The following is a 13,203-nucleotide window of genomic DNA, read 5'->3' as shown; positions in this document are numbered from 1 at the left end:
CATCGCCCGCGAAGTGTTCCGCGACCTCACCACCGACCTCGGAACCCTTGACAAGCTATAGGACCGTCTCGTCGCTTCGCTCCTCACACCTCAGGCAGCAGGGGGTGGCTCGTCGCTATCGCTCCTCACACCTCAGGCAGCAGGGGGAGGGTTGTCGTCGAGGTCGTCGAAGTTGTCGATCAGCGGGCGCCGGGGGCGCTTCGGGCCCTTGGCGCGCTCTGCGCGTTGGCGGCGGATCTGCAGCACGATCAGCACGATGTTGACCACGATGATGGCGATCCCGACGGCCACCCAGAACCAGCGGCCGTCGCGCCACCAGTCGACGGTCAGCCAGCCCAGGCAGACGATGAGGATGGCCGCGCCGATGCTGGTCATCGTCGTCGACAGCGTCTGCGCGCCGCGGGAGAAGTCGGGGCCGGTACTCACGGGAACTCCTGGGTAGGACAGGTCGGGATGGCGATCAGGTCTGGATCACGACGACAACCGCGATCAGGATGGCCACCCCCACTATCGCAGTGACGACGAACAGGACCTGGGCCGGGCCCGGCATCTGGCCACCGTGTTGGAGCACGTGCATTGTGCGTTGCCAGCGCCACGCACCGATCACGGCGAGAGAGCAACCCAGAGCGACGAGGACGAGACCCAGGACCAGTTCGAACACCGGACTGTCGATGTCGGGGGCGAGGTAGACGATCGCCATACCTGCCGCCATGAATCCCATCGCGGTCCGCACCCACGCGAGGAGCGTGCGTTCGGCGGCGAGGGTGAAGCGCGCGTCGACCGCACCGGGCGGGGCGTCGGTGGGTGGCGCGGCGGTGGGGACGGCACCTGCTTCGGTGCCGGGGCGGCTTTCGTCAGCCGACCCGTTGGTCCTCTCGGTCGTCAGTGCTCTTGCCCTCTCGTATCGCCTGTTTCGCGAAGGTCGCGGTCACCTCGATCGCGTGGATGGTCTCCGGGTGATGCGAGGCCAGCACCGGGAACGCGTGCACCTGCCAAGCGTAGCTGTGCGCGAGGGCCTCGATCCCCGCCTGGTCGAGAATCTCGACCAGGTCGATGACGTCCGGCTCCAACATCTCGCCCTGGGCAGTGACCATGACCGTCGGCGGGAACTCGTCCGGATCGAGATCGGAGATCCGGCGCACCCCCGTCAGCGGCACGGGACCGCGATCGAACTTGGGGGCCAGCTTGGCCATCTTCGACTTCGGCAGATAGGCGTCGGAGCGACTGGACCGGTCCGGGTTGGTACCCAGGTCCACGTCGAGCAGCGGAGAGAAGCCGATGAGCGCCGCCGGGGCCGGGAGTCCGCGCGCGGCGACGGCCTCGACGACCTTGGCCGCCAGGAATCCGCCCGCCGAATCACCGGCGACGATGACCCGCCGATAGTGGCGTTCGTTGATCAGTTCGGCGTACGCGTCGATCGTGTCGGCCACCGATGCGCCCACCCCGGCCTTCGGCAGCTGCCGGTACTCGAGTGAAAACACCGGGATCTCGCAGGCGCGCGCCAGCCGCGCGGCGATCGAACGGTGGGTACCGAGACCGCACACGACGAAAGCGCCGCCATGCAGGTACAGCATCGCCGTGTCGCTGTCCCGGCGCGACGGACCGGAGGGCATGATCAGCTCCGTGGAACGACCCGCGAGGGTCAACTGCTCGCGGACGACCCCGCGGGGTTTGGGTCCGACCGCCATCAGCCGGTCGATCAGGAACAGACCGGCGAGGCCCGCACTGTTGACCGGCCACAGGGTGAGCATCGGCTTCAGGAACAGGCGCGATCCGAGCCAGAGAGGATATGACAGGAGACTCGGCCGCCGGTGATGGACGATGGGCATGGAATTCCTCCTGGTCTGAGCCGAAGCTACACCCTCAGCCCCCCTCCTGTATCCGGTAAACGCCGGGGAAAAACATTCACCGGGCCGAGCCCTGCTGGTCATCTGGGTCGGCTATATTCTCGAACTCGTGACTAGACGGTGGCTGTGACGCAGGTACAGATCTCTCCTCAGTTCCTGCTGTCCGCGCAGGCAGACGATCCGCGGACCCTGTGCGACGTCCTCACCGAGACCGCGCGGGCACACCCCGACGCCGCCGCGATCGACGACGGCGACGTCACCCTCACCTACGGCCAGCTGCTGGCGCTGATCCGACGCACCGTCGCTCGTCTCGCCGAGGTGGGCGTCGGGCACGGCAGCCGCGTCGGCATCCGGATGCCGTCCGGTTCACGCGATCTGTACGTCGCCATCCTGGCCACGCTGTACGCCGGTGCCGCCTACGTGCCCGTCGACGCGGACGATCCCGATGAGCGCGCCGAACTCGTCTTCGGCGAGGCCGACGTGGATGCCATCGTCGACGCCGACGGTCCGCACGCGACGAAACCCGCCGGCACCGCGGTCGCGCCGGCGCGTCCGACACCCGACGACGACGCGTGGATCATCTTCACCTCCGGCTCCACCGGGACCCCGAAGGGCGTCGCGGTCACCCACCGCAACGCGGCCGCCTTCGTCGATGCCGAGGCACACATGTTCCTCGCCGACGAGCCGATCGGACCCGGTGACCGTGTGCTCGCCGGGCTCTCGGTCGCGTTCGACGCGTCGTGCGAGGAGATGTGGCTGGCCTGGCGCAACGGCGCCTGCCTCGTTCCGGCACCACGATCGCTGGTGCGCAGCGGCATGGACCTGGGGCCCTGGCTGGTCGCGCGGGACGTCACCATTGTCTCGACCGTGCCGACACTCGCGTCGTTGTGGCCACCGGAGGCCCTGGAGGCGGTGCGACTGTTGATCTTCGGCGGTGAGGCCTGCCCGCCGGAACTCGCCGATCGCCTCGCCGTGCCCGGACGCGAGGTGTGGAACACCTATGGACCCACCGAGGCGACCGTGGTCGCGTGCGCCGCCCCGCTCGGCGGACCCGGTCCGGTGCGCATCGGATTGCCTTTGCGCGGATGGGATCTCGCGGTCGTCGACGCCGACGGCCGGCCGGTCGACGAGGGCGAGGTCGGCGAACTGGTCATCGGCGGCGTCGGACTGGCCCGCTACCTCGACCCGGCCAAGGACGCCGAGAAGTATGCCCCGATGCCGACCCTGGGCTGGGAACGCGCCTACCGCAGCGGCGATCTCGTGCGACTCGAGTCCGCGGGCCTGATCTTCATGGGTCGGGCCGACGACCAGGTGAAGGTCGGCGGGCGACGCATCGAACTCGGCGAGATCGACAACGCCCTGCAGCACCTGCCCGGTGTGAGTGGCGCCGCCGCCGCGGTCCGCAAGTCCGCGGCGGGCAACAGCCTGCTCGTCGGCTACCTGGTCTCCGCTGATCCCGACTTCGACGTCTCGGCCGCGCACGCCGAACTCACCCGCCACCTGCCCATCGCGATGATCCCGACCCTCGCCCTCGTCGACGAATTGCCCACGCGCACTTCGGGAAAGGTTGATCGCGATGCGCTGCCCTGGCCCCTGCCGGGCAGCAGCAGACCAGTGGATGAGGATGTGGAACTCGGTGAGACCGAGTTGTGGCTGGCCCAGTTGTGGACCGATGTGCTCGGCATCCGGATCAGCAGCCCCGATGTGGACTTCTTCGCCGAGGGCGGTGGTTCGCTCGCCGCCGCACAGCTGGTGACCGCGATCCGCGGACGCCACCCGGACATCTCGGTCGCCGACCTCTACGACCATCCCCGTCTCGGCTCGATGGCCGAGATGCTGGACGCGCGCAGACCGACGACGAACATCGTCGAACGTCATGTGAGACCGACACCGCGCGCCACGGGCGTCGCCCAGGTCGCGCTGACCGTTCCCCTGACAACCCTGACCGGTCTCCAGTGGGCGACCTGGCTCGGCGTCGTGAACAACCTGGCCGCCGTCGTCGCCGACCGGATGAACCGCTCGGTCCCGTGGCTGGTCGAGGTGAACTGGTGGGTTCTGCTCGTCGCGTTCCTGGTCTTCATCACGCCGCCCGGCCGGATGTTCATCGCGGCGTCGGGTTCCCGTCTGCTCCTCGCCGGGGTCACGCCGGGCGAGTACCCCCGCGGCGGCGGCGTGCACGTGCGGCTGTGGGTGGCCGAACGACTCCTGGACGCGAGCGGTGCGGCGAACCTCTCCGGCGCGCCGTGGATGATCTACCTCGCCCGCGCTCTCGGCGCACAGGTCGGGCGGGGCGTCGACCTGCACACGATCCCTCCGGTCACCGGACTGCTGACGGTCGGGGAAGGCGCCTCGGTGGAACCCGAGGTCGACCTCGCCGGTTGGTGGATAGACGGCGACGTCGTCCACATCGGGGAGATCGCGATCAAACGCGGGGCGACGATAGGCGCACGGTCGACGCTCATGCCGGGAGCCGTCGTCGGGCGCGACGCCGTCGTCGCGCCGGGTTCCGCGGTGTTCGGTCGGGTCAAGGCGCGCCAGCACTGGGCCGGTTCACCCGCGATCAAGGTGGGCAAGGCCGCACACCCCTGGCCCGATCACCGTCCGCCGCGCGCCAGTGCCTGGGTGCCGGCGTACGGCCTGTCCTCGCTGGTCCTGGCCGCCACCCCGCTGGTCTCGCTGGCCGCGGGACTCGCCGTCATCGGCAGCTGGGCCCTCTCTGCGGACCGGTTGCGCGACGCCGCGGTCCGTGCGCTCATCCTCCTGCCGGCCGCGACCCTCACCAGCCTCGTCGTCTTCGCCGCGATCACCGCAGGACTGGTACGCCTGGCATCGCTGGGGTTGAGCACCGGCTACCACCCGGTGCGATCCCGGGTCGGTTGGCAGGTCTGGCTCACCGAACGGCTCCTCGACGCCGCCCGCACCTATCTGTTCCCGCTCTACGCCAGCCTGCTGACACCGATCTGGTTCCGCGTGCTGGGCGCCAAGGTCGGCAAGAGCACCGAGATCTCGACGGCACTCGTGCTGCCCCGCTTCACCACCATCGGCGACGGCGCCTTCCTGGCCGACGACACCATGGTCGCGTCGTATGAGCTCGGCGGCGGCTGGCTGCACATCGACGAGGCGAAGATCGGCAAGCGCTCGTTCCTCGGGAATTCCGGGATGACCGGGCCGGGCCGCAAGGTGCCCAAGAACGGCCTGGTCGCGGTGCTGTCGGCGACGCCGAACCGCGCGAAGTCGGGGTCGAGCTGGCTGGGCAGCCCACCGGTCCGCCTGCGCCGCACCGCCGCCGAGATCGACACGTCGCGCACCTTCGACCCGCCGACGAAGCTGAAGGTCGCGCGTGCCGTCGTCGAAACCCTGCGTCTCGTGCCGGTGATGGTGTCGTTCGGGCTCGGTGTCGGCATGTTGTTCGCGCTGCAGTACGTCGCCGTTCACGTGCACTACGGCATGGCCGCGCTGGTGAGCGGACTGTTGCTGCTCGGGGTCGGCGCCGTTGCCTGTGGCACCGCGGCCGCCGCCAAATGGCTCGTCGTCGGCCGCATCACGGTGAGCGAGCACCCGCTGTGGAGTTCGTTCGTCTGGCGCAACGAGCTGTCGGACGCGTTCGTCGAGACCGTGGCCGCGCCGTGGTTCGCCAATGCCGCCACCGGGACACCGATTCTCAACCTGTGGCTTCGTCTGCTCGGCGCCCGGATCGGGCGTGGCGTGTGGTGTGAGACCTACTGGCTACCCGAGGCCGATCTGGTCAGCCTCGGCGACGGCGCGACCGTGCAGCGAGGCTGCGTCGTCCAGACGCATCTGTTCCACGACCGCGTGATGGCCATCGACCGCGTCACCCTCGACGCCGGCGCGACCCTCGGACCGCACTGCGTCGCCCTTCCGGCATCGGGGCTGGGCGAATCGGCAACGGTCGGACCGGCTTCGCTGGTCATGCGCGGCGACGTCGTGCCCGCGCACACCCGTTGGCAGGGCAATCCCATCGCCCCGTGGCCGGCGGCGAAGTAGGTTTCGACAAGCTCAACCGTCAGAAATACAAGCTCAACCGGCAGAGAATGATCCGCCGGCCGAGCCGCGACGACCGAGCGCAGCGAGGACGCCGCGTGTCGAGGTCAGACCGCCGGTCCGGCGGCCTCGACCTTCTTGGGGAGCGTCAGGAGCGTCGCGATGGACAGTGCGACCAGCATGATGCCACCGACCCAGGCCAGGACCTGGAGCGAGAAGACCGGCAGGATGATCATCACGATTCCGGCGATCACCGCGACGATGCCCGAGAGGATCAGGAACCAGGTCGGGCTGTGACCGGACTTCGTGACCGCCGCGTAGAGGTCGGCGACACCCTGGAAGATCCAGCCGATGCCGATGAAGACCGCGAGCAGCCAGATCGCGTCGCCGGGGCTGAAGAGCGCGATGATGCCGGCGAGCAGCACGATCACGCCGACCACGCCGAGCAGGACGCGCACTCCCGTACTCAGGAACGACGCCGCGAACGCCTGGTAGATGCGGAAGATCCCGGCGATGATCAGCGAGATCGCGAACAGGATCGCCACCACGACGATGGTGGGTCCCGGCCACACGATCACCACGACACCGAGAACGATGCCGACGATCGAGGTGACGATCAGCGCGGTGCGGACGGCGCCGATCAGTTCGTCGGGGAAATGTTTCGTGTACGCCGTCGCAAATGTCATGGTCGAAGGTTATCGGGAGACGGACCCCGGCACATGCTGATCGCGGGGCCCTGGCACAAACCTGACTGCGGCTACCGGTAATAAGTAACGGATGACCACCATCGCCTTTTTCGAGGCTGTCGAGACCCCCTCGGCGGCGGACCGGCGCTACCGGCCCACGCAGTTCGCCTCCAGCCTGTGGGCGCCGGGCACGTTGAGCGGGCCTGCGGTGTGTGCGCTCGCCGCGCGCGCGGTCGAGGTGGAGTACGGCGACGATCAGTTCCTGCCGGCCCGATGCACGATCGACCTGTTCAAGGCCGCCCGCGACGTCATCACCTCCACACGAACGCGGCTGACACGCTCCGGTGGACGTATCCGGGTCGTCGACGTCGAGATCGTGCAACACCCGGAGGACGGTCAGGAGGTCGTCGTGGCACGAGGGACGACCGTGTTCCTGCGGACCTCGGTCAACCCGCCGGGAGAGCGATGGCAACGGCCGCCGGAGGCGGTGACGTTCCGTCCGCCGAGATCGACGACCACGGACGACGACCTCATCCCGCGATGGGCGTCCGACGCGCCGGGCCGTGCACCCAGGGAATGGGAGTACGAGATGCCCGATCACCAGAACGCCTATCGCAAACGAGTCTGGACTCGCGCGGCCCCGATCGTGCCCGGCGAGGAGCCGACACCGTTCCAGCGCGCCGTCATCAGCGCGGAGTCGGCGAGTGTCATCTCGAACTGGGGTACCACCGGCATCGGTTTCATCAACTGCGACCTCACCGTGGCGATCAGTCGTCTACCCCGTGGTGAACGCATCGGCGTCGAGGCCGACCTCCATGTCGAGGACGACGGCGTCTCGGTCAGCAACGCGGGACTGTACGACGCCGACGGGATGTTCGGGACGGCGCTGGTGACCGCGGTGAACAACGCTGCGGCACAGATCGACTTCACCACCGTCGACACCACCGCACGCTATCGTCCACTCTGACCGTTTTCAGCGTTTCGCCAGGGTAAAGACCTTTTCTTCTGGCCCCCAGCCCCTCTCAGGTCTTGATAAGGTCTCGCCCATGACACGACGCCTTCATCGGCTTCTCCTGGGTCTCGTCGTCCCGACGCTCACGGTTGCCCTGACGACGACACTGGCCGCTTCACCCGCACAGGCCGGCAATGCCGCCGGTCCGGCGTCGATCGTCAATCGCCTGACCGGGCCGTTCGCCATGAACGACACCATCGGGCGCTACAACATCGTCGGCACCGACCTGGGCGTCATGTGGGACAACGGCCGTGGTGAGGTCCTCACCGCGTTCGGCGACACGCAGTCGTTCAACGGGTGGTCGCTGCTGTACGGCGAGCTGTTCTACTGGCGATCCAACGTCCTGCTGCGCAGCGCGGACCGCAATCTGGCCGACGGCATGACCTTCACCTCGCACGCCGGCCGCCCCGGCCACGCGAAGCGACTGCTGAAGCCCAATGTCCGTCGCGAGGTCACCATCATCCCGACCGCGGGTGTCGCCGCCAACGGCAAGCAGTACATGACCGTCATGTCGGTCAAGCGGTGGGATCAGCCGGGTATCTGGACGACCAACTGGTCGGGCCTCGTCGTTTCGAACGACAACGGCGAGAACTGGCGTGCCCTGAACGCCTTCCGCCCGAACGGAGGCGGCAACAAGAAGTTCCAGATGGGCGCCTTCCTGAAGGTCGGCAAGACCATCTACTACTACGGCACCCCGGACGGCCGGTGGGGCGGCGTCTACCTCGCCCGCGTCGACGAGAAGGACATCGAGAACCTCGGTAAATGGGACTACTTCTCCTACGGCCGTTGGGTCCGCAACGACCCCGGCGCCGCGACCCCGGTGATGGGCGCCCCGACCGGCGAGCTGTCCGTGGCCTGGAACGATTACCTCGGCAAGTACATCTCGCTGGCGAGCCAGGACATCGGCGTCACCCTCCGCACCGCCGATAACCCCTGGGGCCCTTGGACTTCCGGTGAGATCGTCGCACCGTCCGCCGACCCGTACACCGGCTACGCGCCGTATATCCACCCGTGGTCGAAGGGCAGCACGCTCTACTTCACGTACTCGATCTCGATCGGCTATCAGGTCTATCTGATGCGGTTGCCCCTGAAGAAATGACGCTGAAGAGATGACCCTGAGGAGATGACGCGGCAACGCTGAGGTCGGCACAACGGGGGTGTGGGGCGGTTCCGGATCTTCTCCGAACCGCCCCACACCGCGTTCTCCGGGTGGTTCAGCCCTGGCCCAGCATCGCCCGCATCTGGTCGATCTCGGCCTGTTGGGTCTTCTTCACGTTCGTGGCAAGGGCTTTCGTGGCCGGGTCGGTGCCGTTGGCCAGCACCTCGTCGGCCATCGCGATGGCGCCTTCGTGGTGACGGATCATGCCCTCGAGCCAGAGTCGGTCGAACTCGGCGCCACTGGCGTTCCGGAGTGCCGCCATCTGCGCCGCGGACATCATCCCCGGCATGCCCCCTTGGCCCATGCCGCCGCCTCCGGGCCCCATGTCCCCGTCGTCCATGTTTCCGTCGTCCATGTTTCCGTGACCCATGTCCCCGTCGTCCATGTGTGCCCCCATCGGGACGCCCCATGACCTGAGACGGGCTGTCATCTGGTCGATCTCGTCTTCCTGCGCGTCCTCGATCTTGTTCGCGAGGGTGATCAGTTCGCGATTCTGCGTCCGGTCCTCGACGAGTTCGGCCATCATCACCGCCTGACGGTGATGCGCGATCATCTCGGTGGTGAACTCGACGTCGGCGTCGTTGTGGGCCGTCGCAGACGACTGACCGGGCGCGGACGAACCGGCCGGGGACGATGCCGCCGGGCGGTCGGCGGAGGTTGTGCCGGAAGGAGATTCGTCGGACGAACATCCGACGAGGGTGAGGGCGACGGCAGCGCCCAGGGCGGTCCCGATCGCGGCGCGGCGTCGAACAGTTGCATTGCGGTGTACAGACATCGGTTTTCCTTGCTGCTGAGGGTTTTCGGGTATGACGACATGGCGGACCCACCGGTCCGCGGACGTCTCCTCAGCAGCGGATCACCTGCAGCTGCAGGTGCGAGCGGATGGCCCACGGGGGCGGACGTCCGAGGACGACGACGCCGCGACGAGCCGGGCGATACCGCGCTGCCGCCGACAGGGACAGGAAGGCCCAGACGAGCAGCACGAGAGCGGCAGTCGGGAGATCGATGTCGGCGGCCCGGGTGAACACGCACCCGTGGTCGTGATCTCCGCAGTCCGCACCGGACATCGACGGGGCCTCACCCATCACCGCGGCATGGGTCATCCCGGGCTCCGACGACGCTGCCGCCGTCTGATGACCGGCGTGGGAGTGGGAGCCGGCACGACCTTCCGCCCCGGCACGGCTCTCCGCCTCGGCCGGACCCGCGACCACGGTGTGCATGAGCATCACCGCGAGCGCGAGCGGAAGGATCAGCCCCCGATACCGTCGTACGGTCCGGGCCCTGTGCCGGGTCATCTGTCCCAGGCTAGCGGGGTCACGACGCGGGCGTCGACACCTTCTCGGCGTCCGGGTCCTCACGGTCGGATTCGGTCCCGGCGGATTCGGTCCCGGCGGCATCGGAACCGGCGGCTTCGGCCTCGGCGGCCAACCGTTTCCGCCGCGGGATCAGATACTTCCGATCGACGATCTGGTACACCGCGATCACCGCTGCGGCGAGTGCCCACCCGAGCACGATGTCGAAGACGTAGTGCTCGGCGGTATAGACGAGGGCGAACGCCATCGCGAACGCGTAGCCCATGAAGAGCGTCTTGGCGAGCGCCTTCACCCGCGGCCACATGAAGAGCGCGAGCAGCATGGTGAGACCGGCGTGCAGCGACGGGATGGCCGCGACGAGGTTGGACTTGCCCTGACCGAGGGTGACCAGATTCGACGCGGCGTGGATGTTCAGGTAGTTCCAGCCACGCGCCGAGATGCGTTCCACGTACGGTTCCGCGTCGGGATGGGCATTGTCCAAGGGCCCGAGCAACCCGCCCGGTTCCTTGGCCACGGGCTCGTACATGCAGATCGGGTCACGCGGATAGTCCTGGACCTCGGCCGCGGTGCATCGTGCGGCAGCCCACGGCGGGGCACCCGGGACGAGGGTGTATCCGACGAGGGCCAGGAAGGTCGTCGCGACGAAACAGGCCGCGTATCGGCGCCAGGCCGCTCGGTCCTTGAGCCACAGCCAGGCGGCCACCGCATACGGGATGATGAAGTACGACATGTAGACGACGCTGACGATGACCTCCCACCAGGGTGGGCTCGCCTGCTTGAGGTTCTCCTGCAGCCACGCCGTTGGCGTGATGCCGCCGAAGAGGAACGCGTCGAAGTCGATCGCGAGATTCCAGTGCGTCGGCATGCCGACGACCTGCGCGATGTTGCGCGTCCAGTCGTAGAGGATCAGGATCAGGGCGAACGGCGCCCAGTCGAGGATGATCGTGATGAACCTGCGGCGCCCGATGCTGGCCGCTGCCAGTCCGAGGCACATCAGGATGATCAGCCGCGTGCGGTCGAAGGCCAGACCCTCGAGGGCGATGTGGACGCCCATCAGCACGAACCAGGCGGTGACAGCGATGCGTCGGACCATGGTCAGGTCGCGACGGTTCTCGGGTTCGGCCTCCATCTCCGCGGCGGCGGCCAGGTCCTCGAGAACCGGCGCCATCTCCGGCGGGTCGACCTCGGATGCCTCACGGCCGGATTCGGGTCCGGAGAGCGGTTGGCCGGGCTTCGACAGCATCACATCCGCCGAGTTCGTGTCATCAGGCTTCTGGCCCTCACCGCGTTCCGTGGACCTGCCCGGCCGCGGGAAGCCCACCGACTCGTCAACACTCACCCGACACAATCCCGCCCGTCACGCCCCTCAGGGCACCCACGCTCGTAACCTGCCGTCAGTGTAATGGCCATGTCCCATTCGTGAGCCATCGCAGCACGGCGCGTACCCGCCGGTCGTCGCGACCGGCCCGATCACCCACCCGGCAACCGGTTTCGGCCGAAATACGCCCCGTCGGGGTGTCGTGGATCACACTGGAGTCCGGCAATCCCCCACTCCAGAGGAGGTCTCGGTGCCCAATCGCTACCTGCGCTACGGCGACCAGCGCTACATCATCACCAAGGAGGCGGAGGCTCGGCTGAACCGCACCCTCGATGCGGTGTACTCCGACGGGACTCGCGGCCATGAGTGGCTGAATCTGTATCACGACAGTGCGGCCCCGTGCCGCCTGCTGATCGCGGCCGGGGTACCGATCACGATCGAGACGGAGCCGGCACCCGGCGAGTGACCCGACGAGTCGTCGAATGACCGACCGCGGTGGCCCGTCCATCGGGACACGGGCACCGGCATTGCCGCCCGGATGCGGGCACTATCGTTGACGCATGCGCATCGGAGCACACCTTCGCGAGGACACCGACCCGTTGGTCACCGCCGCCGAACTCGGCATCGACGTCTTCCAGATGTTCGTCACCGATCCGCAGAGCTGGAAGAAGCCGCAACCGAATCCGCATGCGGCCGCGATCCGCGAATCCGACGTCGACGTCGTCGTGCACTCCAGCTATCAGATCAACGTCGCGAGCCTCAACAACCGGCTGCGCATGCCGTCGCGCAAAGCCGTCGAACAGCAGGCCGCCGCAGCCGCCGAACTCGGGGCGTTCGGTCTCGTCGTGCACGGTGGGCATCTCCGTGACGGTGAGGAGTCGGCTGAGGGATTCGCCAACTGGCGCAAGCTCTTCGACCGCCAGGTCTACAAGGGCGGCTTCGGGGTGCCGATCCTGATCGAGAACACCGCGGGCGGCGATCACGCGATGGCACGGACGCTGGAGTCGATCGATCGGCTGTGGGAGGCGGTCGGCGACTTCGAGCAGGCCGGCTTCTGCCTCGACACCTGCCACGCCTGGGCCGGCGGTGAGGATCTCGTCGGACTGGTCGAGCGCGTCAAGGAGATCACCGGACGCATCGACCTGGTGCACCTCAACAACTCTCGCGACGAGTTCGACTCCGGTCGCGACCGTCACGCCAACCTCGCCTCGGGGCACATCGATCCCGAGGTGCTCGTCGCCGTGGCCGCGGCCGCCGACGCGCCGGTGATCCTGGAGACGCCGGCCGAGGGCATCCCCGCCGACCTCGAATACCTTCGTTCAGCGCTCTAGCTGTACTGACCCGGGACGTTAGGTACCGCGTTCGGCGAGTCGACGTGACATAGGGAAGACCTCCGAGTGAGGTGTGGAGCTGTCTAAGAACCGCTCCTCAACCCGGAGGTCTTCATGTCTCACCGTAATTCACCGTTGTCCCCAACTGGCCGGCTGCGTCTGGCTCGGTGCGTCGTGGACGACCGGTGGCCACTGCGTCGCGCGGCTGATCGATTCAATGTCTCGGTCACCACGGCCAAACGGTGGGCCGACCGCTACCGCGACGCAGGGTCAGCCGGAAAATGGTCGACCGCTCCAGCCGACCCCGGTCGTGTCCGCATCGCACCAGCCAGCGCCGGGAACGCCGGGTCGTTGGGTTACGCGTCTCCCGCCGCTGGGGACCTGCCAGGATGGCGTTTCACCTGGGGTTGAACGTCTCCACGGTGCACCGCATCCTGACCCGGTACCGATGCCTACGGTGTCGTGGACCGACCCAGCAACAGGGGCGCCCGTACGTGCCCGCAGACGCGAGATTCGTCAGTACGAACGCCAAGCG

Annotated in this window: 12 protein-coding genes and 1 pseudogene; 6 read left to right on the top strand and 7 right to left on the bottom strand. The window is 67.9% G+C overall.

All coding sequences use genetic code 11. The features are described from left to right. Positions 1-132: 132 nt before the first annotated feature. Genes BPODLACK_RS22610 through BPODLACK_RS22600 form a run of 3 tightly spaced genes read right to left on the bottom strand, consistent with a single transcriptional unit; the run spans position 133 to position 1,829 of the window. A complete protein-coding gene (locus BPODLACK_RS22610) occupies positions 133-426 on the bottom strand; it encodes a hypothetical protein (RefSeq protein WP_006436752.1) in 294 nt (97 codons plus the stop codon). A 34-nt stretch (positions 427-460) separates the two neighbouring features. Then, entirely contained in the window at positions 461-886 is a 426-nt protein-coding gene (locus tag BPODLACK_RS23805) for a YidH family protein (protein WP_081598236.1), read from the bottom strand. Continuing rightward, the gene (locus BPODLACK_RS22600) at positions 855-1,829 is read right to left on the bottom strand and encodes an alpha/beta hydrolase (protein ID WP_006436754.1); all 975 of its coding nucleotides are present in this window, start codon (positions 1,827-1,829) and stop codon (positions 855-857) included. Before BPODLACK_RS22600 ends, BPODLACK_RS23805 begins: the two co-directional genes overlap by 32 nt. Before the next feature lie 144 nt (positions 1,830-1,973). Between BPODLACK_RS22600 and BPODLACK_RS22595 the strand changes: the two genes are divergently transcribed. After that, complete coding sequence (locus BPODLACK_RS22595; protein WP_096274782.1) at positions 1,974-5,852, top strand: Pls/PosA family non-ribosomal peptide synthetase; 3,879 nt, start codon at positions 1,974-1,976, stop codon at positions 5,850-5,852. Between the two features lie 104 nt (positions 5,853-5,956). Here the strand turns inward: BPODLACK_RS22595 and BPODLACK_RS22590 are convergent, their stop codons facing one another. After that, the gene (locus tag BPODLACK_RS22590) at positions 5,957-6,535 is read right to left on the bottom strand and encodes an HdeD family acid-resistance protein (RefSeq protein ID WP_096274783.1); all 579 of its coding nucleotides are present in this window, start codon (positions 6,533-6,535) and stop codon (positions 5,957-5,959) included. A gap of 91 nt (positions 6,536-6,626) precedes the next feature. Here BPODLACK_RS22590 and BPODLACK_RS22585 point away from each other — a divergent pair, with 91 nt between their 5' ends. After that, positions 6,627-7,502: an acyl-CoA thioesterase domain-containing protein gene (locus BPODLACK_RS22585; protein ID WP_006436757.1), complete on the top strand. Its 876-nt coding sequence runs from the start codon at positions 6,627-6,629 to the stop codon at positions 7,500-7,502. Positions 7,503-7,581: 79 nt separating this feature from the next. Next, positions 7,582-8,646: a DUF4185 domain-containing protein gene (locus BPODLACK_RS22580; RefSeq protein ID WP_096274784.1), complete on the top strand. Its 1,065-nt coding sequence runs from the start codon at positions 7,582-7,584 to the stop codon at positions 8,644-8,646. A 115-nt stretch (positions 8,647-8,761) separates the two neighbouring features. Here BPODLACK_RS22580 and BPODLACK_RS22575 read toward each other — a convergent pair whose 3' ends face one another. The 3 genes from BPODLACK_RS22575 to BPODLACK_RS22565 form a co-directional block, all read right to left on the bottom strand. Next, positions 8,762-9,481: a DUF305 domain-containing protein gene (locus tag BPODLACK_RS22575; protein WP_096274785.1), complete on the bottom strand. Its 720-nt coding sequence runs from the start codon at positions 9,479-9,481 to the stop codon at positions 8,762-8,764. Between the two features lie 70 nt (positions 9,482-9,551). Continuing rightward, complete coding sequence (locus BPODLACK_RS22570; protein WP_006436760.1) at positions 9,552-10,001, bottom strand: hypothetical protein; 450 nt, start codon at positions 9,999-10,001, stop codon at positions 9,552-9,554. Between the two features lie 19 nt (positions 10,002-10,020). Beyond that, the gene (locus tag BPODLACK_RS22565) at positions 10,021-11,340 is read right to left on the bottom strand and encodes a phosphatase PAP2 family protein (RefSeq protein WP_159406285.1); all 1,320 of its coding nucleotides are present in this window, start codon (positions 11,338-11,340) and stop codon (positions 10,021-10,023) included. Positions 11,341-11,587: 247 nt separating this feature from the next. Between BPODLACK_RS22565 and BPODLACK_RS22560 the strand changes: the two genes are divergently transcribed. The 3 genes and pseudogenes from BPODLACK_RS22560 to BPODLACK_RS22550 all read left to right on the top strand — a co-directional run. After that, entirely contained in the window at positions 11,588-11,803 is a 216-nt protein-coding gene (locus BPODLACK_RS22560; protein WP_005194730.1) for a hypothetical protein, read from the top strand. 94 nt (positions 11,804-11,897) lie between these two features. Next, complete coding sequence (locus BPODLACK_RS22555; protein WP_159406284.1) at positions 11,898-12,668, top strand: deoxyribonuclease IV; 771 nt, start codon at positions 11,898-11,900, stop codon at positions 12,666-12,668. Between the two features lie 114 nt (positions 12,669-12,782). Then, positions 12,783-13,203, top strand: a pseudogene (locus tag BPODLACK_RS22550) (helix-turn-helix domain-containing protein); the annotation flags it as partial.

The organism is Gordonia sp. YY1, from assembly GCF_009872315.1.
Lineage (GTDB): Bacteria > Actinomycetota > Actinomycetes > Mycobacteriales > Mycobacteriaceae > Gordonia > Gordonia amicalis.
Note: the sequence above shows the minus strand (reverse complement) of the source record. Positions and strands in the feature narration are given on the sequence as shown.